Consider the following 23,996-nt stretch of genomic DNA (forward strand, 5'->3'; position numbering starts at 1 on the left):
GGATAGGAAATAAATTGATTAGCCACTTGTATAAACAGCATGAAATCAGACCATGATTTGCCAATTATAGTGCTGATAGATTCAATTTTAATTTGACCTAGTACAACGTTTCACTGAATCTGTCCTGTAGGTTGCAGAACAGGATACAGCCTTTTCAATTTAATTCTGACATCTTCAGTTGTAAACTGCCAATCGATAGTTGCTCTCTCTGTGTCTCTTTTCTTATTCCATTCAGCTACTTCGTGAATAAATGTATCTTTATCTGGAATTCGTCTATCTAAACATTGCTTGCTCAAATGACTCAATTCAATCTCAGCCATATTCAACCAGCTGCCATGCTTAGGCGTATAATGAATTTCAAGCTTATCTAATATTCTCTTGGCCTCAACAGGTTCAAATACTTCATACAATGAAGAACCGGAGTGTGTATTTAAATTGTCCATTACCAATACAATTTTACCGGCAGATAGGTAATGGTTATCAACCAGTTCCTTGATAAAATAAGCCCAATCTGCTTTTTTTCGATGAAATGAGCCTCTTGCTCTCCATCGATTTTACGTCTTTTCGGATTGGTATGCGGCCTACGGGATAACGCTGGTTCCATACCTTCTTCAACAAATCTTTGTCTTATTCGTGCTGCTGCTTTACTACTTATATGCATCTCGGTGGCTATTTCTTCATCCGTCTTGGGTTTTAATTTACACTCATTTTCATCTGCAGATAATAAAACTCGAGCGTGCATTAATTTATTGGCTGACTTTTTACCAACTCGAATTAGGGGCAATAATTCTGTGCGTTCTTCTTGTGTGAGTTTTACTATATACTTGTCCATGTGTGCTTCTTTCCAATGCGCCTCGAGAACGCCGAAGGTTAGCACACATTTCTATAACAGGACAGATTCAGTGAAACGTTGTACTAGTTCCTCAAATGGCACCCGATAATCCTCTTCCATTTTCTGTTTACAGTGTGGAAGAAGTCGTAGAAAAAACTGATCAAAAGCATGTTTAACATTTGGAGTTTTTCCATAAGGAGCATAAAATTTACTCATCCAAACGATCAAATGGTTAAGTTTTTCTAATGGTATTTTTTCTTGTTCTTGATGAAAGAACGACAATCTGCGATTAATCGTGTTTTCTACCATGGGATTTTGAAAATGTTTTTCTGCATCATCTGCAATACTTTGTCTTAACTCTTGATTTAAGTGTGCTGAATTACAAACAAGACCCCCCTCACTGCGTCCATAGTATATAATTCCAAATAACCTTTTGAATCATAAAAGGCATCGCAAAATTCATCTTCATCAAGCACAAAAACAAAACGAGATAATTTCATCTGCGATTGAGGATAAATAGTCAACAAAATATGACCATTATAAGACTTAATTGATTTAATTAATTCATTTTTTAGCATAAAACTACTCTAACGTTAATATAAAAACGACCAATTTAGAAAATTAGATCAGTATAGGATGCTATTTTAATTGAAGTCTTCTACAAACAAACTTGTACTAAAGGACAATATAAATGGCTTTTAGGCATTTTTGAAATGGAGGGTGCAAGTGCTCAAAAGCCCAGAATCCTTAAGCTCGCATTGCTTCGTAAAATTTAAGCCCCCTCAAGGTGGGCCTCAGGAGGATATGAAATTTCCCATCATTGCCAACCTATTACCAGTCCAAGCTGCTTAAGGTTTAATTCAACCTGTGCTACAGATACATATAACAATTAAAATTGGTGAAAAAATTATCAATGACAAAATGATTAGTTTATCTGAAACAGAAGAATAAGACGTTGCAATGATATAGGGAAAAGAGCGTCAGGGTTTATTTATTGCGAGCTATTTTCGTAAAGTTGCGAGAATTCGGAGAGTTGAATTTATCCTGTATTTATTCACGTACAAATTGGAAATAGATTCCATTCAATTCCAACCGGGCTTGCTCATCAACACCCGGTTGTAACATGAACTAAATCACAGCTTGTATTAGAGCCAGTATACAAAAAGAAATAAGAAGAGCCACACTACGTCCACGAAGTGCCAATACCAAGCAACGCCTTCAAATGCAAAATGACGCTCCGGTGTAAAATGCCCTCGCTTACAGCGCACCAAAATAACGATCAGCATAATGGTACCTAGAGTAACGTGCAGACCATGGAAACCAGTTAGCATAAAGAATGTGGTACCATAAATTCCTGATGCCAGAGTCAAATTCATCTCGGTATAGGCCTCATGATATTCATAAGCTTGCAAAAACAAGAAGATGATACCTAGAGCGATAGTGAGTGACATGCCAATCAATAATTGTCTTCGCTTATTTAATTTTAATGCCCAGTGCGCCCAGGTTATAGTGACTCCTGATGTTAACAGGATTAGGGTATTAATCGCTGCCAGCCCCCATGCTCCCATTGCTTCATGAGCACCAGAAAACAGTAAATTATCCGGATTCATTAACAACGGCCAGGCAGCCTGAAAGTCAGACCATAGAGTGTAGTGAGTGATCGGGTGAATCTCTCCTCCGAGAAGCGGAATAACCCAAAAACGAGCAAAAAACAGTGCACCAAAGAATGCGCCAAAAAAGCAAACTTCGGAGAAAATAAACCAACACATACCCCAACGATACGATCGGTCAACTTGCATGTCATACAAACCTTTACCGTTTTCATAAATAACTTGCCCAAACCAGCCAAACATCATGAAGATAAGAATACTGAGTCCAACAGTAAATATATAAGGACCATACCAATCATGATGAAGCCAGGATGCTGCTCCTACTAATGTAGTAGTCAATCCAATTGATCCTACCAAAGGCCAGTGACTAGGCTTGGGGACGTAATAAGTACCTTGTGCTCCCATTGTATTTTATTCTCCTGTGTCAATAAGTTAATCAGCAACTACTGATTTTTGGTTCTGTTATCTAATAATGGTACATGGTGCATTTCTAAAACTGGTGCTTATGCAGTGAAGGCTTATTGACCTGCCATGCCTAAAATCATTACCTGCCGTAGTTATACACGGCATTTTAAAGATCTCGCGTCGGCATGCACTATAAACAACACCTAGTTCATTACTCTTCCTGACACATCAAATAAGGTATAAGACAAGGTAATTGTCTTAACGTCCTCAGGTAAGTCCGTATCTAAATGAAAAAGCAGCGGCATATTCATCGCCTCATGCCCGTTCAATGTTTGTTGAGTAAAACAAAAACATTCAGTTTTTTTCAAATATTTAGCAGCAATCCCTGGTGTGACACTCGGAATAGCCTGAACTGTCATTCGATGGTCCGTTTTATTCTCAGCATAAAATGCCAGTTTGACTATTTCTCCAGGATGAACCTTGATTTTCTTTGTTTTCGGATAAAAAGCCCAAGGAACACCGCTATTATTCGTTGCAACAAACTCCACTAAGACCTCTCTGTCAGAGGTTATTTTGGCCTTACTTGCATCATAAGCAATGGCTTCCGGGTTTGTTTTCCCATTGATGCCCAGTGTTTTGCATAAACTATTATAAATAGGCACTAAGGCAAAACCAAAAGCAAACATTCCTAATACAAGCAAGGTTAATAAAATAAGTAATTTCCGTTGCTTTTTTTCATTATTCATGAAACCCCACCCTTAATGAATCTCAGGTGGAGTAGTAAACGTATGATAAGGAGGTGGAGATGGTAATGTCCATTCCAAACCATGTGACCCTTCCCATACCTTTGCAGTAGCGATATCTTTTTTCGTCCCTTTTTTCCTCACGGTTCCTATGATGTTAAATAAGAACAAGAGCTGAGAGAAACCAAAAATAAATGCACCTACGGTTGCTACCATATTAAAGTTAGCAAATTGAAGCGCATAATCAGGGATCCTTCTTGGCATACCTGCCAAACCAAGAAAATGCATGGGGAAAAAAGTTAAGTTAACGGAAATAACTGATAACCAGAAATGCCATTTACCCATCCTCTCGTTATACATATGACCGGTCCATTTGGGCAACCAGTAGTAAGTAGCGGCCAGCAGAGCAAAAATAACTCCTGGAACTAATACATAGTGGAAATGGGCAACCACGAAATAGCTGTCTTGATACTGGTAGTCTGCGGGTACTAAGGCCAGCATCAATCCAGTAAAACCACCGATGGTAAAGAGAAACACAAAGGCAAGAGCAAAAAGCATAGGGGTTTCAAAAGTCATTGCCCCTTTAAACATGGTACTGACCCAGTTAAATACTTTAATACCGGTAGGTACCGCAATCAACATCGTCGTGTACATAAAGAACAATTCGGCTCCCAGAGGAACACCGGTGGTGAACATATGATGTACCCAGACGATGAACGACAAAATGGCGATACTTACTGTTGCATACACCATGAAATGGTAACCAAACAACGGCTTACGGCTAAAGGTAGGAATAATCTCGGAAACCACACCAAAAGCTGGCAAGACTAAAACATAAACCTCAGGATGACCAAAGAACCAGAAGATGTGTTGGAATAAAATAGGATCACCACCACCAGCTGCATTAAAGAAACTGGTACCAAAATGGCGATCTGCCAGCATCATGGTCACGGCACCTGCAAGTACTGGCATGATAGCAATCAACAGAAATGCAGTAATAAGCCAAGTCCATACGAACATAGGCATTTTCATCAAGGTCATGCCAGGAGCGCGCATGTTCAAGATGGTAGCAATGATGTTAATAGACCCCATAATAGATGAAAGCCCCATCATATGAATGGAGAAAATCATAAAATCGGTGCTTGGAGGGGCATATTTGGTTGAAAGGGGAGCATACATTGTCCAACCAAAATTCGGACCGCCACCGGCATGAAACATCGTTGAAAATAATAAACAGAAGGCAAAAGGTAAAATCCAGAAGCTCCAATTATTCAAACGAGGTAAGGCCATATCAGGCGCGCCTATCATCATTGGTATTTGCCAGTTCGCCATTCCAGTAAATGCGGGCATTACCACACCAAACAACATAATCAAACCATGCATGGTGGTCATTTGATTAAAGAAATTAGGATCAACAAAGCGTTGGCCAGGTTGAAACAATTCGGCTCGTATAACTAAAGCCATACCACCGGCAACAAAGAAACTGATCATTGCCAGCCATAAATACAAGCTGCCTATATCTTTATGGTTAGTAGTAAACAACCAACGTTTAACAAACCCCATAACGCCTTTGCCTTGTTCTGGACCATGATCATCATGGGCTTCATCTGCATGCGCTAATGCATTTCTCATTGTAAACCTCCTGCTTTAGCTTTATTAACCATGGTAGGTTTTTGATTAGTACTGTGTCGCAATTTCGCAACCTCTGCTGGCTGAATTAAATCATCAGTATTGTTGCCCCAAGCATTTCGCTCATAAGTTGCTATTGCTGCAATTTCTTCATCGTTTAATTGATCTTTATACGGCATCATACCTGATGAATCAGGGATCCCGTTAAGGATCAGATCTATATGTCTTGAAATAGGTTTACCAACCGCAACCGAGCTGCCTTTCAATGCGGGGTATAACGGAGGTAATCCGGTACCATCTGCTTTATGGCATGCTGAACAAAATTGCTCATATTTTTGTTTACCCAGTGTCATTAACTCGGATCGAGTCATTGTTTTTTGTTCACCTGGAACACCTTCTGTTTTGGCATATTGGTCTTGTACTTTATCCTGTTTAGCAACCCAATCATCGAACTCTTCTTCACTCACCGCCTGAACAACGATGGGCATAAAGCCATGATTGATGCCGCATAATTCAGCGCATTGTCCTCTATAAACACCAGGCTTTTCAATTCGCGCCCATGCTTCATACATAAATCCAGGAATAGCATCACGTTTGATACCCAACTCAGGAACCCACCAGGAGTGAATTACATCACCAGATGTAACCAGAAAACGAATTTTCTTGTTAATAGGCAAAACTAAAGGCTTATCTACTTCCAACAAATACCACTGACCTTTTTTCTCTTTATTCTGGATTTGCGCATATGGAGTAGACAGATTACTGTAAAAACTGATGCCCTGATCAAGGTACTGATATTGCCAGCGCCATTGATAACCCACAACTTTAATGGTCACATCCGACTCATTTGAATCACTCATGCGAATTAAAACCTGGGTAGCTGGGATAGCCAATCCAATCAAAATAAGGAAAGGGATAATCGACCAAACGATTTCTAATCGAGGATTATCATGGAACGTTGCAGGCTTGTAGCCTTTTGATTTCCGATGGTGAATCAAGGAATAAATCATTATTCCAAAAACAACAACACCAATTACCGCACAGACGGCCATACAGACCATATGCAGATAATACATATCATGGCTTAAAGGAGTAACTCCTTTATACATATTAAGCTGCCAGTAATCTGCAGCTGCCAGCGCTGATGGCATTTGCAGTAAGCCACATAACATTATTACGAATCTACAGATTTTGAACCTGTTTAACATCCCAATCCCTCATCTCTTCAAGTAGCCGGGTTAAACCCGGCTCATGTTTAATCGATTAAATTATTACAAATTAGCGTCGCGACCTACCACAAAGAAAAGTTACCTTCCGTTTTAGATTGGCTCACCATGTATTTGATTGCTTCGATCACTTCATCAGTAGTGCACTGATCACAACCACCGTTTTTAACATGCTCTTTACCATTGACAGTATTTTCTATCAGCACATCCATATTCTTGGCAATTAACGGCTTCCAAACTTCTTTGTCGCCAATTTTAGGGGCGCCTAATTTACCTTCATTATGACAGACAGCACAATTTTCATTATAAGTATTCTCACCATTGGCAGGATATTTTTTTGCTCCGCCAGCAGCCAGATCAGCCCATTGTGCACGAGTTAATGATTTGTTAAGCAGGTAATCTACTGACGATATAATATCGTTATCAGAACAGGTAACGCAGGCACCTTTAACCGGCATTGAATTAAAACCGTGAATCACGTGCCGATACAGGCCCGTTAACCCACTGTCTTTCAAACGCATGTACCAGTTTGCAGAATCACCAATAACCGGGGCAGCCATCTTATTGTCTTGATGACAAATGATGCAGGCTTTCAAATAAACCTGTCTGCCACGAGCCAGAGTCGGCGGCATATCAGATGGGGCCACGCCATATTGTTCCTGGCTTTCTACAGTTTTAAGATAAGTAGCAATAGCCAATCGGTCTTCGTCAGTTAAATAGCTTAGACTGTTATGATTTACTTCCGCCATGGGACCTGCCACTGGTCCTGCGTTGTTAATCAGTTCGTTATTTTTAAATACATCCGCTACTTGCGCATGGGTAGCCGACTCCAACCCATATCGAGTGATGTTAGGTGCCCAATATCCATCGATAAAAGTACCAGTCAAATAATATTTATTTTTAGGCGCACCAAATACATTCAGAGGAGTATGGCACATACTGCAATGCCCTAATGTATCGACGATATATTTCCCACGATTCCATTCAGGTGTTTGATCTGCCTGATACTCTATGGAATTCTCTTCCGGGAAGAAAAACAAGATATTCCAACCCCATAATGAGAATCGTGCACCAGGAACGCCAAACGGGAATGGCAGAGGTTTATTTTTTGCCTTAACCGGAGGGATACTCATGAAATAGGCGTACAAAGCACGCGCATCATCATCAGTCATCTTGGAAAAATAGAGGTATGGGAACACGGGGAAATAATTTCGTCCTTCAGGATCACGTCCCTCTTTCACTGCTCGGATAAAATCCTGTTCAGTCCATTTACCAATACCCGTTTCTTTATCCGGAGTAATGTTGGGACTATAGAACGTTCCAAATGGAGTCTCAAGCGGCAAACCACCCGCGTATGCTCCAGTGCCGCGTGTAACATTAGTATGGCAAGAAATACAATCCCCCATCTTGGACAGATACTCACCGCGCTGAATTAATTCCTGCTGAGCACCTGTAGCAGGTGTCGTTGGAGGATAGCTCGGATAGAAACCATCTATGAGTGGTTCTATGGAGGTTTTAGTACTGTTTTCAGCGTATAAAGTTTGACCCAAAACACTGAGAATTGCTAACGTCGCAGCAATCACAAGCTTTTTTCTTAACAAAGAGCCCACGCTCCCTCCTATTTGTTCTTATTTTGTATGCTTCTCATAAGGAGACAGAATAATTGTCGCATTTTATACTTCTCTGCAGTCAAGATGCAATGTTATTCAAGCTTTTAAATAGCGCTTTAATGCGTTGATTTCGTTTCTATAACCAGAAGATGATTATTCGCACTTAAAATCAACAGTAAATTTAACCATCAGCCACCTCATACAGATAAATATTAACTAACAGAATAAAGTCATCACTGTTATAATGCGCTATTTGAATTAAGGAATAAACATGGCATTGGTACCCGCAATGGAATTGGCCCAATTACAACGAGAAAATCGTCATGTCGCAATGATTGACGGCCATAAAATATTATTCATCTGGCATAATGAAAAAGTCCATGCCGTTCAATCACAATGTCCGCACCTGAAGTTACCACTGGCTAAAGGCAAGATTACCGAAGAATGTACTATTGTTTGTCCCTTCCATAAAAGTGAATTTGATTTAAATACTGGTGAGGCGAAATGTTGGTCAACCTGGCCGCCAGTTGTTGGCAACTTGTTGGGCAAGCTGTCGAAAGAAAAAAACTTGACTGTTTATCCTACCCAAATTGAAAAGGGTCAAATTATGGTCGATATAGGATAATTCTCTCGTATAGGACCTATTGCCCCCCTAGCAAGGTAGCGCCAAATTCAACCCGATTTGGTTATTATAGAAAAGGGCAGCAAAACCTATATCCTGACTTGAATGACACATATACGATGAGGTACCTCTGAATGAAAATATTAAATGCCATGTTCTCCAAAGTAAATGGAGGCTTGGAACAAGTATTTTTAAACTATACTCCAGCCCTCACCCAGCAAGGAAACCACGTCATACCCGTCATCCATCCCAAAGCTGAAATCAGAGCTCTTTGCCCACAGGAACATTTAAAAACCATTCATAATTTCAATCAACATGACTTTTTTGCAATATATAGACTTCGTCATCTGATCAAAAAAGAAAATCCAGACTGTGTCATTACGCACAGCTATAGAGCAGCCTATTTATTCAATAAAACCAGAACCAACATCCCAAAGATTGCTGTCTGTCATGTAAAAGGTAACTATGACTTTGGTACTGATGCTGTTATTGCTCTGACAGAGAAAATGCGGCAGGACATTATAAACTCAGGAATATCACCGCAAAAGGTCTTTACCGTACCGAATATGCTCCACATTCCAGACGAATTAACGTTCAGAAAACCCAGAGAAACCGAAATACCGGTGATTGGAGTTTGTGCACGATTTGCCGCCATTAAAGGCATCGATATTTTTATTGAGGCTCTGGCCCTGCTTAAAAAGCGCAATATAGCGTTTAAAGCCAGGATTGCAGGTGATGGCAAGGAACGAGAAACCTATGTCAATTTAATCCAGAAACATGGTTTAATTCATGACATCAATTTATTAGGCTGGATAGAAGATACCCATTCATTTTATAAAGATCTCGATATTTATTGTCTTCCGTCCCGGGAAGAATCTTTTGGTCTGGTCATATTAGAAAGCATGATGCATTCATTACCTATGGTACTGAGCAGGCTGTCAGGCCCTCTCGAAATAGTCCACAACTCAGAAAGTGCTTTATTCGTTCCTCCAGAAGATCCTATGAGCATGGCCAATGCCCTGGAACGAATCATTAAAGAAAAACAATTAGCCCATCAACTGGCATTTAACGCATTTCAACGCGTCCATTATTATTCCAGCAAAAATATTGGGCCAATACTACAAAACGTATTAGATACCGTATGCGAAACATATAAAGCCCAATGAGAAGCAAACAAGATCAAATATTGAGTAAATTCCATCCAAAATTGTGATATAATGACCGTCTTTTATTTTAGATATTGGGTCTTTTATGTTTATTTACCTAAACGGCTTACTCTTAGGCTTGTCTTTAATTATGGCTTTAGGCCCGCAAAATATCTTTCTTATTAAACAAGGTGCACGCAGAAATCATGCAGCATTATCAGCAGCAGTTTGTTTTATCTGCGACATTATCTTAGCCTGTGCCAGTGTTGCTGGTTTGCATCAAGTATTGCAGACACATCCAACCTTGCACATTTGGCTCATTTGGTTTGGCTCTGCATTTTTGCTTTACTATGCGGTTAATGCATTTCGCAGTGCCTTCACTCAACGTAAAAAAGCAAACGCTCCAGTAACCCAGCCTCATAGTAGAATTCAAATAGTGGTTTTTGCCTTGGGATTTAGTTTACTCAATCCTCATGCGATCATAGACACATTAGTCATTATTGGCAGTGGCAGCAGCCAATTTCCTGATAACAAAATACCTTTTTTGCTTGGCGTCATTACGTCCAGTTTATTATGGTTTAGCTCGCTAACAATCACAACTCGCTATTTTTCTAATGTGTTGACCAAAGCCAGAGTATGGCAATCTATTGAATTGTTCAGTGGCGTCCTCATGACGTTTATAGGAATAAAACTGGCTCTCAGTACAGTGTACTAGCACAAAACCTAAGCATATTTATAATGAATAATGGGATTTACAAATAGAAAGGGCCAATCAGTGTGTCGCCAATTGACCCAGTGGAATGACACATAGCAAGTCCAACCTCGCAAAACGAATATCTCATAGTATCATCAATAATGTCAACATTTTTGCCATATTTCCTGTTCACCATTGTTGTTATAATTTCGATCAGTTAAAATTACCCTTTTAATATCATTGGTAGATTATGTTTTACGGAGATACTATACAGGAAACCAGGCAGATGTTTTTTACCAGTTGGGAAAAATACCAACAAAAAAAACCGCTGACTCCTTTAGAAAATGAAATCGTTCAGGTAATTCTTGTTCATCCTGAATATCATAAAACTCTTGAACAAAGCAGCCGCTATCAGGAGCATACCTATCACCCTGATTCTGGCGAAGCCAATCCATTTCTGCATATGGGACTGCACCTGGCAGTACGAGAGCAAATTGGAACCAACCGGCCAGCAGGAGTTTTGTCCATCTATAACAGTTTGGTCAAGAAGTACAATGATCCTCTGGTGGTTGAACATATAGTCATGGATCAGTTGGCTGAATGTTTGTGGCTTGCGCAAAAAAATAATCTGCCACCCGATGAAAAACATTATTTAGAGGCATTAACTGGGTATATTGATAATTATCAGTTAAGATGAGTTTTTTAACCATTCAATCAAGTTCACTATGAATAATCAGGATAAATCGACCCATTTTGGCTTTAAATCGGTAGCCTGGGATGAGAAAGAAAAGAAAGTCGCTGAAGTATTTCATTCCGTAGCGAAGAACTACGACGTAATGAATGACCTGATGTCACTTGGCATTCATCATCTCTGGAAGCGATTTACGGTAGAGCTAAGTCAGGTTCGCCCAGGACAAACGGTTCTTGATTTGGCAGGGGGAAGCGGCGATCTAACCCGCCTGTTATGCAAAAAGGTAGGGCCTGGTGGCCAGGTAGTACTGGCCGACATCAATTCAGCCATGCTCCACGTTGGCCGCGATCGTCTGCTTGATGAAGGTTTATTCAGTAATATTAATTTTGTTCAGGGTAATGCGCAATGCCTGCCTTTTGCGGACAACAGTTTTCATTGCATCACGATGGGTTTTGGTCTGCGCAATGTTACCGATAAAGCAGAAGCGCTTCGTTCAATGTATCGCGTGTGTAAACCTGGAGGAAAACTTATGGTTCTTGAGTTCTCCACCCCCACACTGCCTGGATTAAAACCTGTTTATGACTGGTATTCGTTTAATATTTTACCTAAGGTCGGTAAATTTTTTGCACAAGATGAAGCGAGTTATCAATACCTTGCGGAATCAATTCGAATGCACCCAAACCAAGAAGATTTAAAAATAATGATAGAACAAGCCGGGTTTGAAGATTGCCAATATCATAATCTGAGTGGTGGTATCGTTGCCTTGCATATTGCCTATAAATATTGAGTTTATTATGCTAAAAAAATATTCCTTAAAAGCCCTACAAAAAGCAATCAATCAGGCAATGAACCTGGATGATATGATGCACAGCAAACTCCTCGCCCTTGATGGAAAAGTGCTGGAAATGATTATCTCACCCTTGAATGTCGCTTTTTTCATTCAATTCCTCAACGGTGAAATGCTGTTATTAGATCACTATGACGGACATGCAGATACCGTTATTCACAGCAATCCAATCGGTTTGATTCGGCTTAGTCTGTTACCTCCATCCAAGGCGCGTTCGTTATTTAATGATAAAATTCGCATGTCAGGAGATATCGAATTCGGGCAGCAGGTTAAAAAATTATTTGATGAAATGGATATTGACTGGGAGGGGCATCTAGCTCATTTCACTGGTGATGTCGTCGCACATCAAATAGGCTCATTTATACGCAAGGGAATGAAATTCAAAAATCAATTCAGTTCATCAATGAAACAAAATGTTACTGAGTTTTTACAGGAAGAATTGAGAGTATTGCCTTCGCGGAATGAATTGGAAGATTTTTTTAATGATGTCGATGATTTATCATTAAGTGTTGAGCGATTACAAGCTCATATAACCCAATTGTTAAACCAAAAATAATATTTATTAAAAAACATGACTTTTAACCTTTCAGTCTGAAATCCCAAAGCAAACAGAAGGATTTTATTGCTGGAATAGATGAAGTATCATTATCTATTGAGCTATCGCAAGCTCATTTAAAACAACTGATGAGCTGTTATGAAATCAATTAAACAAGTAATTCGCCTGATCCATATCAATTACGTTCTTGCCAGAAATGGGCTCGATAATGTAGTCGTATCTCTACGATTATTCTCTCCATTACGTTTTATGGTCTATTTGAATCCATGGAATTGGTTCCGTAAAGAACAATTAAACCGAGGCCAGGCCCTAAGAAAAACGTTAGAGGAATTAGGTCCAATTTTTATTAAATTTGGCCAGGCCCTGTCAACGCGCCCAGACATTCTACCCGATGACATCGCAAAAGAACTCAGTAAATTACAAGATAAGGTTCCTCCCTTTGCCAGTGACAAAGCGATAGCGATGATTGAACGTGTTTATGGAATATCTCCTTATGATCTCTTCGCTCAATTTGATCCCATTGCATTAGCATCAGCATCCATGGCTCAGGTTCATGCCGCAACACTTAAGTCAGGTGAAGACGTCGTTATCAAAATTCTCAGACCTAATATGCGGTGTATTATTGAACAAGACATCAGCATCATGTACACCATTGCTAAATTGGCAGATCGCTACTGGCCGGAAAGCAAGCGTTTAAAACCCAAAGAAATCGTCAAAGAATTTGAACAAACCTTACTCGATGAACTCGATTTGATGAGAGAAGCGGCTAATGCAGCACAATTACGCCGCAATTTCAGTAATTCCCCTTTGTTATATATTCCAGAAGTGTATTGGGACTACTCACGAGAAAACATTATGGTTATGGAGCGCATTCATGGCATACCTGTTTCTGATGTCTCAAGTCTTAATGCACATGGCATTAATATAAAAAAACTAGCCGAGCGCGGGGTAGAGATCTTTTTCACTCAAGTATTTCGTGACTGTTTTTTCCACGCAGACATGCATCCTGGCAATATTTTTGTTTCTCCTGAACATCCGCAAGATCCACAATACATTTGTATTGATTTTGGCATTATTGGCACCTTGAATGATAATGACAAACGTTACCTGGCAGAAAATTTATTAGCCTTTTTTAATCGGGATTATAGAAAAGTGGCTCAATTGCATGTTGAGTCAGGATGGGTCTCCCGAGACACTCGAGTAGAAGAATTTGAGAGTGCGATACGCACCGTGTGTGAACCCATTTTTGAAAAACCGCTAAAAGATATTTCCTTTGCGCAAGTGGTTCTTCGCTTATTTCAAGTAGCAAGACGGTTCAATATGGAAGTCCAACCCCAATTAGTCTTATTACAAAAAACGTTATTAGCGATAGAAGGCTTGGGAAGACAGCTTTATCCTGACCTGGATCTATGGGTCACAGCGAAACCCTTCCTGGAAAAATGGCTACGCCAACAAATTGGACCCAAGAACTTTTTTGATCAACTAAAAGAGAATCTTCCATTTTTCGCAGAACAACTGCCGCATATGCCAAAATTGATTTTTGAGGTGCTGGAGCTTAAAAAAGCAGAACTCATGGCCAATAAGGAACAGAACACATCTCAAGCCAATAAAGAGACTCCATTTATTCAGTGGAACAGTTTGGGTTTAGGTGTTTTTGCCTCATTCCTGTCTCTGGCTGTCATTAATTATTTCGAGCTATTAAACTATCATCATCTGACATCAATAGCATTATCTGGTGCAGTGATAACAGGACTTTTCGTACTCATTAACCAAAAAATAAGGAGTTAATATGGGATTAAGCGGCATCAGTCCATTATCGTTATTATTAATATTGGGAATCATTGTCGCCTTGTTCGGCACTTCCAAACTGAAAACTATGGGTACCGATCTTGGTGAGGCAATAAAAAATTTCCGCAAAGCAATGAGCGACAATCACTCCCCTGAATCGAAAAATGACAGCGATAAACCGTGATGAGCAGCGGGGAACTTTTATTAACCCTTATTGTGGCACTCGTCGTATTTGGCCCCTCAAAGTTACCGATGCTAGCCACCCATCTCGGGATGCTGATCCGTAGAATCAATCAGTTTAAAGAACAGGCCAGGCTATTTTGGCAACAACAGCTAAACCAAATCCAACTAGAAGAAAATAAGCGTAAAGCTGAAAAAGTTGATGAACAGTACAGAAAAACAACTACAGAACGTGAATTTTAATCCAAATTAAATATAAAAAAACTTAATTGTAATTTTTTTTTACAAAAAAAATCCGATTATTTTTTGAATATCTTTCATATACATACATCCAATCTTCCTCGATATTAGTTCAAAAAAAGACCCAATTTACAGTTATGAAATATGTACTTAACAATTCCTTAACATTCGTCTGACATAATGCCTGCAATTTAATTACATGTTGGAGCATAAAAAGAGGGGATCACACTAAGAGCAGGAAGTTTTGCAGTCGAATGAGATTGCTAAATTTCAAGCATAGTTTAAGACATAAAAATTAGTTAATAATTTATTTACCTGAGGAGTCACCAGTCATGGCGTTATCAGAAATCATTATCAACGATATAGTACGAAAGCGAACAAATGCAGTTATCAAAGCATCTGATTTTCACAACCTTCGCCAATACCTTCTGAATCGAGAACCCTTGTTAACAGTAACTAATTCAATTGACTTACTTCTTAGAGAGCAGTTTTCAGATGACAGACAAGCTGCCGTCGAAGCAATGGCCCAAGAAGCCTACGATGCCCAAAGAACAAGTGATAAAAAAGAAACAAGAGCAGATGAACACGAAAGAACTAATGATGAATTACTAAAAGTAAGCTACAGTCAGGAACTACCCTCCCTGGAAAACAAAAAAAATCAGCTTGATGAACGCATTTATCAACAGCAAAATTACCATGCTCACATCCGCAGCCAAGTTTCAGAATATAAAATAAACCTGGATCAAATTAATCGAACAATTGCCAGACTCCAAAGCGACCGAAATATAATTAATTCAAGATATGTATTGAATGCTCCTTTCCCTCACGGAAATATCCATGCTCATGTTCAGGTCTTTACTCATGAACCCAATATGCATGTTCATGGTCACATACATACTCACAACAATGGCCTCAATTACCCTAATCACGGCCATATGCTGTTCTCATTACAAGATCAAATTGCCTTGGACAGTTTAGTCCGAGAAGAACATCGTTTGAATGACGAACGGATAAGGCTTACTCGCCTGATTGATGTGAAAGAAGCAGAATTATTTAACGAAGGTCAGCAATTAAGCACTATAGTTACAGAGAAAAGACAGACGGAAAATCGCTTTAGAGAATTAAAGCACCAGCTTGAAACTGAAATACCTAACAGGGAATGGCAACGTCAAAACAGAAATCAGGAACGAATGGATCGCGAAGACGCTCGCTCAACACATGATCCTGAATTACAACAGCTTTCAGATAAAAATCGAGAGGCACTCAAACAGCGTATCCTCACCAAAATTGATGAACTCGACAAGACACGTGAACAATTAATGAAGGAAGCTACTGAGGTCAGTTACCAAACCTTTATTGAACAACTTGACGAAACAGTAGAGCTGGAAGTGAGCTACTATGAAAGAGAGGCATTAAATTCGATCCGTGAAAAGATGATCAAATATTCTGCACTGCAACAGCAAGAGAAAAAGACCAGCCACTCTCTACAGGACACCAGAACAATACTAAGTACTTTGCAACAAAAATTTAACGAGCACACCAGAACATTACAAGGATACGAAGCCTCTAATCCACAATTAAAGCAGGCGAATAAACTGCTGGTTGAAGAGAATGGCAGATTATATACGGCACGAGAAGGCTTTAATGCCTCGCAAACAAGCGCCCTGTATTGGTCATTATTTAGTGGCGCCAGTGCCGGAATTAGTGCTGCTGTTATTGGCTCTCTGCTAGTAAGTCCGGTATTTTTTGCATTATCAGGTGCGTTAGCCTTAGTGACAGTGATATCACTCACAGTTGCCGGTGTATATCATTATCAAAAATCAGCTTGTAACGATAAAATGGATGAGAATCACAAAGCCATCCGCAATAATAAAGCAATTATCTCGGAACATGATAAAGAAGCGGCCACCTTGCGTACAACAACGCTTCCCGAGCTGAGCGCTAAAATTGAAGAAACAAGCCAATCTATTAGTCTGATTGCCAAACAACTGGAAGAACTGCAGCACAATATGAAAAAAACGTACACTAAAGCTCAAAATATCACCGAGCTGCAAGGTAATCGCAATGGCTTCTTTGGCCAGCAAGCAGCGACCAATGTCCTTCCTTTCCAAAAAGATTCTTCACATGGGTTTTCTCAATTTGAGGAGTCATCAGCCCCGGTAGAAACTACGTCTATGGAATTTCCCCATGAAGAACCACCTCAATATAATAGCTGGTTTAGAGGATATGGTAACTATTAAATTCAAGCCAATTTAATTGGTTCACTCAAAAACTCTTTTTAAATCCACTGAATAATTCAAGAATATTCAGTGGATTTTTTCTTGATTAATACCGTCTTTGTGATAATCCTGTTCTAAAATCCTGGCGCGGCGTACGTTTTTACATGAAACCCTAATCTTCAAACCGCTTCATCGGGCGATGACAATAAGGGGTTTTCTGATGTTTTATATAATATTCTTGATGGTACTCTTCTGCTGGCCAAAAAGTTTGTATTTCCAACAACCTGGTAGCCATCTGATAGCCTCTTTTTTGTAATGTCTGGATCAGTGATTGCGCAACCTGATATTGCTCAGAATTATAATAAAATACCGCACTTTGATATTGTTGACCCAAATCAGGCCCTTGGCCGTTTTTTTGTGTCGGATCATGAATTTCAAAGAATCGTTTTACCACCTGATAATAATCAGTTCTAGCAGGATCAAACAGTACGCGTACGGCTTCGTAATGCCCTGTAGTACCCCGACAAATCTCATTATAATCAGGGTTAAGAGTATGTCCTCCGGTATAACCCGATTCGACTTGTAGTACTCCTGGAATCAACCTTAAAAAATGCTCAACGCCCCAAAAACAACCGCCAGCAACGATGGCTTCCTGACTATCAAGAACCAGTGTATCGCTTACAAAATCAAGAGAGGCTGAATTAACACAGTGGCGCAGATTATTATGAGTGAACGACTCTCCAGTAAACACATGTCCTAAATGAGCGTCACAACGAGCGCATAATATTTCTGTACGCCTACCGTCTCGATCAAGTATTTGTTTTACAGCGTGTACCACATTATCATCAAAACTGGGCCACCCACAACCAGAGCTGAACTGGCTGGAACCACGAAATAAAGCAAGACCACAACGCCTGCATAAATAAGTGCCTTCCGTATTTACCCTATTGTATATGCCACTGTTTGGGTATTCTGTAGCCTTATCACAGATAATGCGTCTTGCATCGGGAGTAAGACTGGTCGTTTTATCAAGATACTTGTTCACGTTTCTATCCTCAAGAACTGTACGTTCCCGCAGGCGGGCGATGTTAACGTTGTCCTTAGCCGATACTGCGCGAATACTCGGATCAGAGAATAATCTTTCCTGGATACCGTGGTCAAGCCACGGTAATTCGGTACCCATAATTTGAAAAATTACCCCTGCTTCGGATCAACGCGACATCGACACGGAGTAGAGTTCCATTTCGTAGCCCGCATTAGCATCGCGTAATGCGGGGAAAAGTAGCTCTATCCTCGTGGATCCTTATATTGCACTAGCTAATACGAGCTAACAGCTTAACTTAATGGCAGTGCCTGCCCCTATACAGGATGACACCATCTACTCTACTCAATTATTGCGCCTGACAAATTTTGTCCGCCATAAATCCGATTGCCCCTGCATAATAGATGGAATTATTATAGCGCAATATCATCTTATAATTTGGAAATGCCAGGAATGTAGGGCCGCCATAAGGTTGCACAACACTAGCAGTCAAATTCTGATAAGGAAGTGGCTGCCCACTCTCTGTCCTGACTCCTAAAGCATTCCATTCACTGACTGGTTTTACAATAGTCTTACCTTCCATTTTCATATCAAAATTAGCAGGTAACTTAACTTGTATTGCCCAAGGCTCACCGGTTTTCCAGCCATTTTGTTTCATGTAATTGGCAATTGAAGCAAATACATCAGGCTTGCTTTTCCAGATATCTTTTCGGCCATCGCCATCATAATCAACGGCATATCTTACCCAGCTCGAAGGTAAAAACTGAGGCTGTCCTGAAGCACCAGCCCATTCCCCTTTAAAATCATTGAGGCTAACATGGCCGTCATTAAGAATGTGTAAAGCAAGAAATAATTCTTTACGGAAAAAATCCTTACGTTTGGAGTCATAAGCCAAAGTAGCTAAGGCTTTGATAACAGGGAAATTTCCCATATAGGTACCATAACTGGTTTCCATACCCCAGAAAGACACAATGAAGCAAGGATTAACCCCATACTGCTCGCCAATCTGGTCTAAAACCTCTTTATTCTTCTTATACTCTTTACGACCTATAGCTATTCGATAGTTATCGGCGCGAGTATTACGGTATTTCATAAAGGTTAAACGATGTTCTGGCTGAGAATGCATAAAACTCTTAATCTGGCGGCTGGGTTCTTTTATTCCTGCGAACGCTTCATCAAAAAGGCTGGGTGGAATCCCTTGATGTAATGCTTCTTCTCTAACGCCAGCCACCCAATCAGTCCATTGTTTGTTTGCAAAGGCAACTTGATTGAATAACAGCACTGCTATTATAGCGAGCCCCCACTTTTTCATAGCTCTTCCCCTGTTTTATAATTATAATTTTCTGGTTGGTATGTTCAACCAGCATTTATTGCTTTTACTTTTTAAACAAATCTCTCGTTTAAATTAATGACTTATCGGTGTATTCTTATAAGATAGACCATTAATTTAAAAATAGCAGCCATGGTAATCAATCATTTAGACGCACAAGCGATTCATTCAGCATTCTTAATGGCTTGTGATTCTATAATTTCTAACCGCGAAAACCTAAATGCCATCAACCTGTTTCCTGTAGCCGATGGAGACACTGGCGATAATATGTCCGCAACAGCGTTAGCCGTTATTAATAACTCGTCCGTAAAAACCACTATGGACGAAACGTTACACTCTTTAGCCAATTCGGCTCTCGTGGGCGCCCGTGGAAATTCAGGCATGATTTTTTCCCAATTTTTTAATGGGCTTACCGAAACTAAACTGACATCAGAACAAATAGATACTGCTACTTTTTCCAGATTAATTTCTAATGCCAGCCAGAGTGTTCGTTCAGCAATCCTTCATCCTGTTGAAGGAACAATTATTACCGTAATTGACGCATGGTCAAAAAGCATCAGTACAACAGCACATAAATTAACCGGCTTCAAAGAGCTGATTGACCATAGCCTGCCTGAGGTAGAACAAGCATTGCAAAGCACAGCGACTACTCTGCCCGTGTTAAAAGAAGCGCAGGTTGTAGATGCTGGCGCCTTAGGATTCTATCATTTTATCAGGGGATTTGCTGAATACCTAACAAATCCACGAATGATTGACAAAAATCACCACCATGAAGAATCATGCCACCCTCATCATGACATCCCCGAAGCAGGGGAACCACCGCAACAAAGATATTGTACGGAGATTACCCTGACGGGAGAGTCTCTTGATAGAGCAGCCGTCGCCATTCAGATAGAACAATATGGCGACAGTGTCGTTAGCAGCGGTAATTCCAGTTTATGTCGCTTTCACGTGCACTGCACCAAACCGTCTGTTGTCTTCGAGTCGCTTTTTACCTCTGGCACAATTACCCAGGCAAAAGCACAGGATATGTTACGTCAGTTTCAAATGATTCATCAAAGAAAATACCCTATTGCGTTAGTAACCGATTCCAGTGCCGATCTGCCTCAAGATTTATTAGATGCTCATCAGGTACATATTATCCAATTGAACATCCATTTGGATGGACATAATTTATTAGACAGAATATGCTTGAATCAAGATACCTTCTATGATCATTTAAGCGAACTAAAAACCTATCCCAAAACATCTTTTCCTTCCCCGGCACTACTGGAAGAGCAATTAAAACACCTGTCAGAACACTACGATGACGTACTCGTTCTTCCTATCTCCCAGGGTTTAAGTGGAACCCACGATGCCATAGTGAAGGCTGCAGAACAAGCATCCAATATTCACGTAATAAATTCTAACCAGACCTCAGGGGGACTGGGCTTACTGGTAAGCTTCGCTGCTCGGTTAATTGCATCCGGCATGCCTATTGAGGAAATAAAACAAGAACTCACTTTAAAAATCCCCAAAGTAGGCTTTTATGTGTATGTAGAAAATTTTGAATCTCTAATCCGCAGCGGAAGGGTCAGTAAGTTTAGCGGAAAAATCGCACAATTAGCACATATAAAACCAATTATCCATATCGATAATACCGGCAAGGCCTCTATGTTTGATAAAGCCTTTAGTGAAACTAAAGCCTTAGCCAAAATAGTTTCTCATGTTCAGTCTATCAGACAAAATCATACGCTGGAGTCCTACGGCCTGGTCCATGCAGGAGCTCCGGAAAAAGTGATGCAATTTGCCCAATTAACCACAGAAGCATTTGGCCAGCCCCCTGCATTTGTTGAATCGGTATCCACCGCCATAGGTCTTCATGCCGGGAAAGGATGCATTGCACTGGCATCAATGATGAAATAAGCCTCTTTTGAGGCTTTTAAGGAATAGATTTGGCACGAGTCAGTTCCGTTGGGGGGCTGTCGTTTTGCAGAGATTCTGATGAAGTGAAGAAATTATCTGCTGTTCCAAAATGCTGTGCCGTAATGCGATCTATTTTTTCTTTTTTAATGCTAACTGCGTCGGAAATCCAATTGCCATTTGCAAAATTGATTCTAAAGAACTGCTCAACTTGCTCGTCCAAAGATTTTCCATTGTGACACACATAACCTTTTTCAGAAAAAAACAGCTCAAAAAAGGCTTTGTTTTGGATCATTTTCGCTAGAGAACCCAGTTCTTTTGGCCAGTTACTAATACTGTACCTTTTAATGCTCATTAACACCTGGTTTACTTGTTCCTTATCATATTGGCAAATCCACTGCTCCTGCTCATTTTCATAAAAAGCGTTCACCAAGGCAAGCAAGCTCAGAGGCTCTTCGGCTGGATGTGATTCCAGCGTTTTTGGAAGATTATTAATTTTCCCCAGATTGTAAGCACCATCCAGAGCAAAATAACCGCAGCTGTAACGTTCCTTTTGAAAGTTTGCTCCAAGATAAGTAATTGCGGCAGATGGATAGTTGTTGCGCAACTCCATTAAGGTAGGAATGACAAAACATAGACTGTTGGCGGCATCATATAAAATAAAATGAACCTGCCCATCAACAAAAGATACGTCTAAAACAGACCAATGTTGCTCGCTTAAATAGATTATCTGTTGTCGTTGTGCTACTGGACATGTAACACGAGCGTCCAATAATGCCATTAGTTCTTCTCGTCGACAGCTAATACAATTAAATTCATATTTTTTTTCTTGCGCTTTGGCAGAGAGCGCGCTAATCGTTTTGCTCATTATTTCCAGTGTTAAAAGATAGTGATCGAGCTCATAACACTGTTCTTCCTCGATGGAAGTATCCTCACTATCATCAGAATAAACAGAAGGAAGAATTATGGTACTCGCAATATCATTCATATCTTGCTGATGTTCCGAGATGGAGGATAAACCAGAAAAACTAATTGAATCAAAAAATTTATGTTGCATAATGGAATTTATATGTACAAAGAAAGTTAGATTAAATTATAAACAACTCACTTTTTTTTTCAACATAAATATAATGCTATCCCTCGATAAACAGTAACCGATTGCCAATAGGCTTTATCAATACAGCGCCCTCACTAAATCGGTATCGAAAACTTAGTGAAGGCGCTGATATACGAATAACGGTATTAGAGAGCTTGCATAAACTCGGTAAGATCTGCCTTTTCTTCAGCAGTCAGTTGCAAACTTAAGACCAGATTAAAGAACTCCACCGTGTCAGCCAAAGTTAACAAACGGCCATCGTGTAAATAAGGAGGAGAATCTTTGATCCCTCTTAATGGGAATGTTTTAATTGCACCATCGCCTACTGCTTTCATGCCATTGATCATTTGAGGACCATAAAATCGCTCAGTTTGCAAATTATGCATGGTGTTGTCGGTGTAATAAGGAGGAGTGTGGCAGCTTGCGCACTTCGCCTTGCCAAAAAACAGTTCTTGTCCACGCAATTCGGCAGGAGTTGCTTTGGCAGGATCCAACTTTCCTTCCCAATTCAATTTAGGCGCAGGAGGGAAATCAAGAATGGACTCAAATTCAGACATGAAATGCACCTGACTACCTCGTTCCAGAATGTTCACCCCTTTCTTGGTTGCAATCACCGGATCTCCGTCAAAATAGGCTGCTCGTTGCTCAAACTCGGTGAAATCCTCAACGGTTTTCAAGGCGCGTTGTGAACCAAATAAACGTTGGATGTTCAGGCCGCGTAAAGTGGGCGTGTTGATACGATGACGGAACTCCTGCGGTCTAATGTCGCCAACCAAATGTGTTGCTTTATTGGTATGTCCATTCGTATGACAATCAAAGCAGGCAACACCACGGCTAGGCTTAAGCGTACGGCGATCATCAGTCTGGTTGAATTGCTGCTGAGGGAAAGGAGTCACCAGTAAGCGTAACCCTTCCAGTTGTTTCGGATTTAACAGACCATTAAATAATTCAAAATAATTATCAATAGTCACCAGTTTTCCTTGGGATACATCACCCAGATCAGGCCTGGTAGTTAAAAAAATAGGGGCCGGATGAGGGGGGAGGAAATGATCGGGAATATCAAAATCCAAATCAAAACGAGTTAAATCTCTGCCTTCCTGTTTGTTAATATCATCTATGGTGAATTGGGGGAATAACATGCCTCCTTCCGGATGATTGGGATGAGGCAGTGGCAAGAATCCAGAAGGGAATACACCTTTACTTTTTATCTCGTCAGGAGTCATTTTGGCCAGGGCATCCCAGGTCATTCCTTGCGGCAATTTAACCCGAACCCCAGTCTGAATCGGTTTGCCATTAGACATGGTGGCGGTTTTGGAAGGAGTATTACTCAAATCATAGCGTTGCTCTAACAATGAATGTTGCCGTTCATTAATTGCCTGTTTTGCAGCACTCATTCGCTGGACAATAGATTGAAAGGTCTCATTAAGCACTACAGGCATATAGCTTGATGGCAATGGAGTAGTGGGCTGAGCTGTCGGTTCCGCGTGAATAAGTGAACTAAAACCAACAAATAAAAAAGAAAGGAGCAGTGATTTTTTTATCATAAAAAAGTCCATTTAGAGATAGAGCACTAATAGCATAGTAAAATA

At 40.2% G+C, this 23,996-nt stretch carries 21 protein-coding genes and 1 pseudogene; 11 read left to right on the top strand and 11 right to left on the bottom strand.

Annotated features, from left to right (window positions below; genetic code table 11):
* Nucleotides 1–110: 110 nt before the first annotated feature.
* The 7 genes and pseudogenes from Q0495_RS05075 to Q0495_RS05105 all read right to left on the bottom strand — a co-directional run bounded on the left by Q0495_RS05075 (nucleotide 111) and on the right by Q0495_RS05105 (nucleotide 8,055).
* A pseudogene (locus Q0495_RS05075) lies at nucleotides 111–832 on the bottom strand (transposase).
* A gap of 365 nt (nucleotides 833–1,197) precedes the next feature.
* Nucleotides 1,198–1,410, bottom strand: coding sequence for a hypothetical protein (locus Q0495_RS05080; RefSeq protein ID WP_298623803.1), 213 nt, complete (start codon nucleotides 1,408–1,410; stop codon nucleotides 1,198–1,200).
* Between the two features lie 567 nt (nucleotides 1,411–1,977).
* Complete coding sequence (locus tag Q0495_RS05085; protein WP_298623804.1) at nucleotides 1,978–2,847, bottom strand: cytochrome c oxidase subunit 3; 870 nt, start codon at nucleotides 2,845–2,847, stop codon at nucleotides 1,978–1,980.
* A 203-nt stretch (nucleotides 2,848–3,050) separates the two neighbouring features.
* Nucleotides 3,051–3,593, bottom strand: coding sequence for a cytochrome c oxidase assembly protein (locus Q0495_RS05090; protein WP_298623805.1), 543 nt, complete (start codon nucleotides 3,591–3,593; stop codon nucleotides 3,051–3,053).
* 12 nt (nucleotides 3,594–3,605) lie between these two features.
* Entirely contained in the window at nucleotides 3,606–5,222 is a 1,617-nt protein-coding gene (gene ctaD / locus Q0495_RS05095; protein WP_298623807.1) for a cytochrome c oxidase subunit I, read from the bottom strand.
* Nucleotides 5,219–6,427 (bottom strand): cytochrome c oxidase subunit II, encoded by a 1,209-nt coding sequence (gene coxB / locus Q0495_RS05100; protein WP_367274387.1) that lies wholly within the window; start codon nucleotides 6,425–6,427, stop codon nucleotides 5,219–5,221. Before coxB ends, ctaD begins: the two co-directional genes overlap by 4 nt.
* 83 nt (nucleotides 6,428–6,510) lie before the next feature.
* On the bottom strand, nucleotides 6,511–8,055 hold the full coding sequence (locus Q0495_RS05105; RefSeq protein WP_298623809.1) for a c-type cytochrome: 1,545 nt from the start codon (nucleotides 8,053–8,055) through the stop codon (nucleotides 6,511–6,513).
* Nucleotides 8,056–8,326: 271 nt separating this feature from the next.
* On the opposite strand from Q0495_RS05105, the gene Q0495_RS05110 reads away from it, so the two are divergent.
* The 10 genes from Q0495_RS05110 to Q0495_RS05155 all read left to right on the top strand — a co-directional run bounded on the left by Q0495_RS05110 (nucleotide 8,327) and on the right by Q0495_RS05155 (nucleotide 17,058).
* On the top strand, nucleotides 8,327–8,680 hold the full coding sequence (locus Q0495_RS05110; RefSeq protein WP_298623810.1) for a Rieske (2Fe-2S) protein: 354 nt from the start codon (nucleotides 8,327–8,329) through the stop codon (nucleotides 8,678–8,680).
* A gap of 131 nt (nucleotides 8,681–8,811) precedes the next feature.
* A complete protein-coding gene (locus Q0495_RS05115) occupies nucleotides 8,812–9,843 on the top strand; it encodes a glycosyltransferase family 4 protein (RefSeq protein WP_298623811.1) in 1,032 nt (343 codons plus the stop codon).
* Nucleotides 9,844–9,928: 85 nt separating this feature from the next.
* Nucleotides 9,929–10,537, top strand: coding sequence for a LysE family transporter (locus Q0495_RS05120; RefSeq protein ID WP_298623812.1), 609 nt, complete (start codon nucleotides 9,929–9,931; stop codon nucleotides 10,535–10,537).
* A gap of 229 nt (nucleotides 10,538–10,766) precedes the next feature.
* Entirely contained in the window at nucleotides 10,767–11,213 is a 447-nt protein-coding gene (locus Q0495_RS05125; protein WP_298623813.1) for a DUF1841 family protein, read from the top strand.
* A gap of 28 nt (nucleotides 11,214–11,241) precedes the next feature.
* Nucleotides 11,242–11,994, top strand: coding sequence for a bifunctional demethylmenaquinone methyltransferase/2-methoxy-6-polyprenyl-1,4-benzoquinol methylase UbiE (gene ubiE, locus Q0495_RS05130; protein ID WP_298623814.1), 753 nt, complete (start codon nucleotides 11,242–11,244; stop codon nucleotides 11,992–11,994).
* A 7-nt stretch (nucleotides 11,995–12,001) separates the two neighbouring features.
* The gene (locus Q0495_RS05135; RefSeq protein WP_298623815.1) at nucleotides 12,002–12,610 is read left to right on the top strand and encodes an SCP2 sterol-binding domain-containing protein; all 609 of its coding nucleotides are present in this window, start codon (nucleotides 12,002–12,004) and stop codon (nucleotides 12,608–12,610) included.
* A gap of 138 nt (nucleotides 12,611–12,748) precedes the next feature.
* Nucleotides 12,749–14,398, top strand: a complete 1,650-nt coding sequence (gene ubiB / locus Q0495_RS05140) for a ubiquinone biosynthesis regulatory protein kinase UbiB (RefSeq protein WP_298623816.1) — start codon at nucleotides 12,749–12,751, stop codon at nucleotides 14,396–14,398.
* Nucleotide 14,399: 1 nt separating this feature from the next.
* Nucleotides 14,400–14,582: a twin-arginine translocase TatA/TatE family subunit gene (tatA, locus tag Q0495_RS05145; protein WP_298623817.1), complete on the top strand. Its 183-nt coding sequence runs from the start codon at nucleotides 14,400–14,402 to the stop codon at nucleotides 14,580–14,582.
* On the top strand, nucleotides 14,582–14,821 hold the full coding sequence (locus Q0495_RS05150; protein ID WP_298623818.1) for a twin-arginine translocase TatA/TatE family subunit: 240 nt from the start codon (nucleotides 14,582–14,584) through the stop codon (nucleotides 14,819–14,821). The genes tatA and Q0495_RS05150 overlap by 1 nt, the downstream gene beginning before the upstream one ends.
* Nucleotides 14,822–15,150: 329 nt before the next feature.
* The gene (locus Q0495_RS05155; RefSeq protein ID WP_298623819.1) at nucleotides 15,151–17,058 is read left to right on the top strand and encodes a hypothetical protein; all 1,908 of its coding nucleotides are present in this window, start codon (nucleotides 15,151–15,153) and stop codon (nucleotides 17,056–17,058) included.
* A 151-nt stretch (nucleotides 17,059–17,209) separates the two neighbouring features.
* Here Q0495_RS05155 and Q0495_RS05160 read toward each other — a convergent pair whose 3' ends face one another.
* Both Q0495_RS05160 and Q0495_RS05165 read right to left on the bottom strand, forming a co-directional pair.
* Entirely contained in the window at nucleotides 17,210–18,082 is an 873-nt protein-coding gene (locus Q0495_RS05160) for a bifunctional methionine sulfoxide reductase B/A protein (RefSeq protein WP_298623820.1), read from the bottom strand.
* 346 nt (nucleotides 18,083–18,428) lie between these two features.
* Entirely contained in the window at nucleotides 18,429–19,391 is a 963-nt protein-coding gene (locus Q0495_RS05165) for a lytic murein transglycosylase (protein WP_298623822.1), read from the bottom strand.
* 150 nt (nucleotides 19,392–19,541) lie between these two features.
* Here Q0495_RS05165 and Q0495_RS05170 point away from each other — a divergent pair, with 150 nt between their 5' ends.
* Entirely contained in the window at nucleotides 19,542–21,314 is a 1,773-nt protein-coding gene (locus Q0495_RS05170; protein ID WP_298623823.1) for a DegV family protein, read from the top strand.
* 16 nt (nucleotides 21,315–21,330) lie between these two features.
* On the opposite strand, the gene Q0495_RS05175 is transcribed toward Q0495_RS05170, so the two are convergent.
* Nucleotides 21,331–22,368 carry a hypothetical protein gene (locus Q0495_RS05175; RefSeq protein ID WP_298623824.1) on the bottom strand — a complete coding sequence of 346 codons (1,038 nt, stop codon included), beginning with the start codon at nucleotides 22,366–22,368 and terminating at the stop codon, nucleotides 21,331–21,333.
* Between the two features lie 185 nt (nucleotides 22,369–22,553).
* The gene (locus Q0495_RS05180; protein WP_298623826.1) at nucleotides 22,554–23,951 is read right to left on the bottom strand and encodes a cytochrome B6; all 1,398 of its coding nucleotides are present in this window, start codon (nucleotides 23,949–23,951) and stop codon (nucleotides 22,554–22,556) included.
* Nucleotides 23,952–23,996: the final 45 nt, after the last annotated feature.

The sequence above is a fragment of the uncultured Legionella sp. genome (assembly GCF_937871865.1).
In the GTDB taxonomy this organism is placed as follows: Bacteria; Pseudomonadota; Gammaproteobacteria; order Legionellales; family Legionellaceae; genus Legionella.

What these genes read in the sequence shown, in the direction of transcription:
- Q0495_RS05080 (WP_298623803.1), bottom strand. Translation starts at nt 1,410, where the DNA reads ATGCTAAAAAATGAATTAATTAAATCAATTAAGTCTTATAATGGTCAT.
- Q0495_RS05085 (WP_298623804.1), bottom strand. Translation starts at nt 2,847, where the DNA reads ATGGGAGCACAAGGTACTTATTACGTCCCCAAGCCTAGTCACTGGCCT.
- Q0495_RS05090 (WP_298623805.1), bottom strand. Translation starts at nt 3,593, where the DNA reads ATGAATAATGAAAAAAAGCAACGGAAATTACTTATTTTATTAACCTTG.
- ctaD (WP_298623807.1), bottom strand. Translation starts at nt 5,222, where the DNA reads ATGAGAAATGCATTAGCGCATGCAGATGAAGCCCATGATGATCATGGT.
- coxB (WP_367274387.1), bottom strand. Translation starts at nt 6,427, where the DNA reads ATGTTAAACAGGTTCAAAATCTGTAGATTCGTAATAATGTTATGTGGC.
- Q0495_RS05110 (WP_298623810.1), top strand. Translation starts at nt 8,327, where the DNA reads ATGGCATTGGTACCCGCAATGGAATTGGCCCAATTACAACGAGAAAAT.
- Q0495_RS05115 (WP_298623811.1), top strand. Translation starts at nt 8,812, where the DNA reads ATGAAAATATTAAATGCCATGTTCTCCAAAGTAAATGGAGGCTTGGAA.
- Q0495_RS05120 (WP_298623812.1), top strand. Translation starts at nt 9,929, where the DNA reads ATGTTTATTTACCTAAACGGCTTACTCTTAGGCTTGTCTTTAATTATG.
- Q0495_RS05125 (WP_298623813.1), top strand. Translation starts at nt 10,767, where the DNA reads ATGTTTTACGGAGATACTATACAGGAAACCAGGCAGATGTTTTTTACC.
- ubiE (WP_298623814.1), top strand. Translation starts at nt 11,242, where the DNA reads ATGAATAATCAGGATAAATCGACCCATTTTGGCTTTAAATCGGTAGCC.
- Q0495_RS05135 (WP_298623815.1), top strand. Translation starts at nt 12,002, where the DNA reads ATGCTAAAAAAATATTCCTTAAAAGCCCTACAAAAAGCAATCAATCAG.
- ubiB (WP_298623816.1), top strand. Translation starts at nt 12,749, where the DNA reads ATGAAATCAATTAAACAAGTAATTCGCCTGATCCATATCAATTACGTT.
- tatA (WP_298623817.1), top strand. Translation starts at nt 14,400, where the DNA reads ATGGGATTAAGCGGCATCAGTCCATTATCGTTATTATTAATATTGGGA.
- Q0495_RS05150 (WP_298623818.1), top strand. Translation starts at nt 14,582, where the DNA reads ATGAGCAGCGGGGAACTTTTATTAACCCTTATTGTGGCACTCGTCGTA.
- Q0495_RS05155 (WP_298623819.1), top strand. Translation starts at nt 15,151, where the DNA reads ATGGCGTTATCAGAAATCATTATCAACGATATAGTACGAAAGCGAACA.
- Q0495_RS05165 (WP_298623822.1), bottom strand. Translation starts at nt 19,391, where the DNA reads ATGAAAAAGTGGGGGCTCGCTATAATAGCAGTGCTGTTATTCAATCAA.
- Q0495_RS05170 (WP_298623823.1), top strand. Translation starts at nt 19,542, where the DNA reads ATGGTAATCAATCATTTAGACGCACAAGCGATTCATTCAGCATTCTTA.
- Q0495_RS05175 (WP_298623824.1), bottom strand. Translation starts at nt 22,368, where the DNA reads ATGCAACATAAATTTTTTGATTCAATTAGTTTTTCTGGTTTATCCTCC.
- Q0495_RS05180 (WP_298623826.1), bottom strand. Translation starts at nt 23,951, where the DNA reads ATGATAAAAAAATCACTGCTCCTTTCTTTTTTATTTGTTGGTTTTAGT.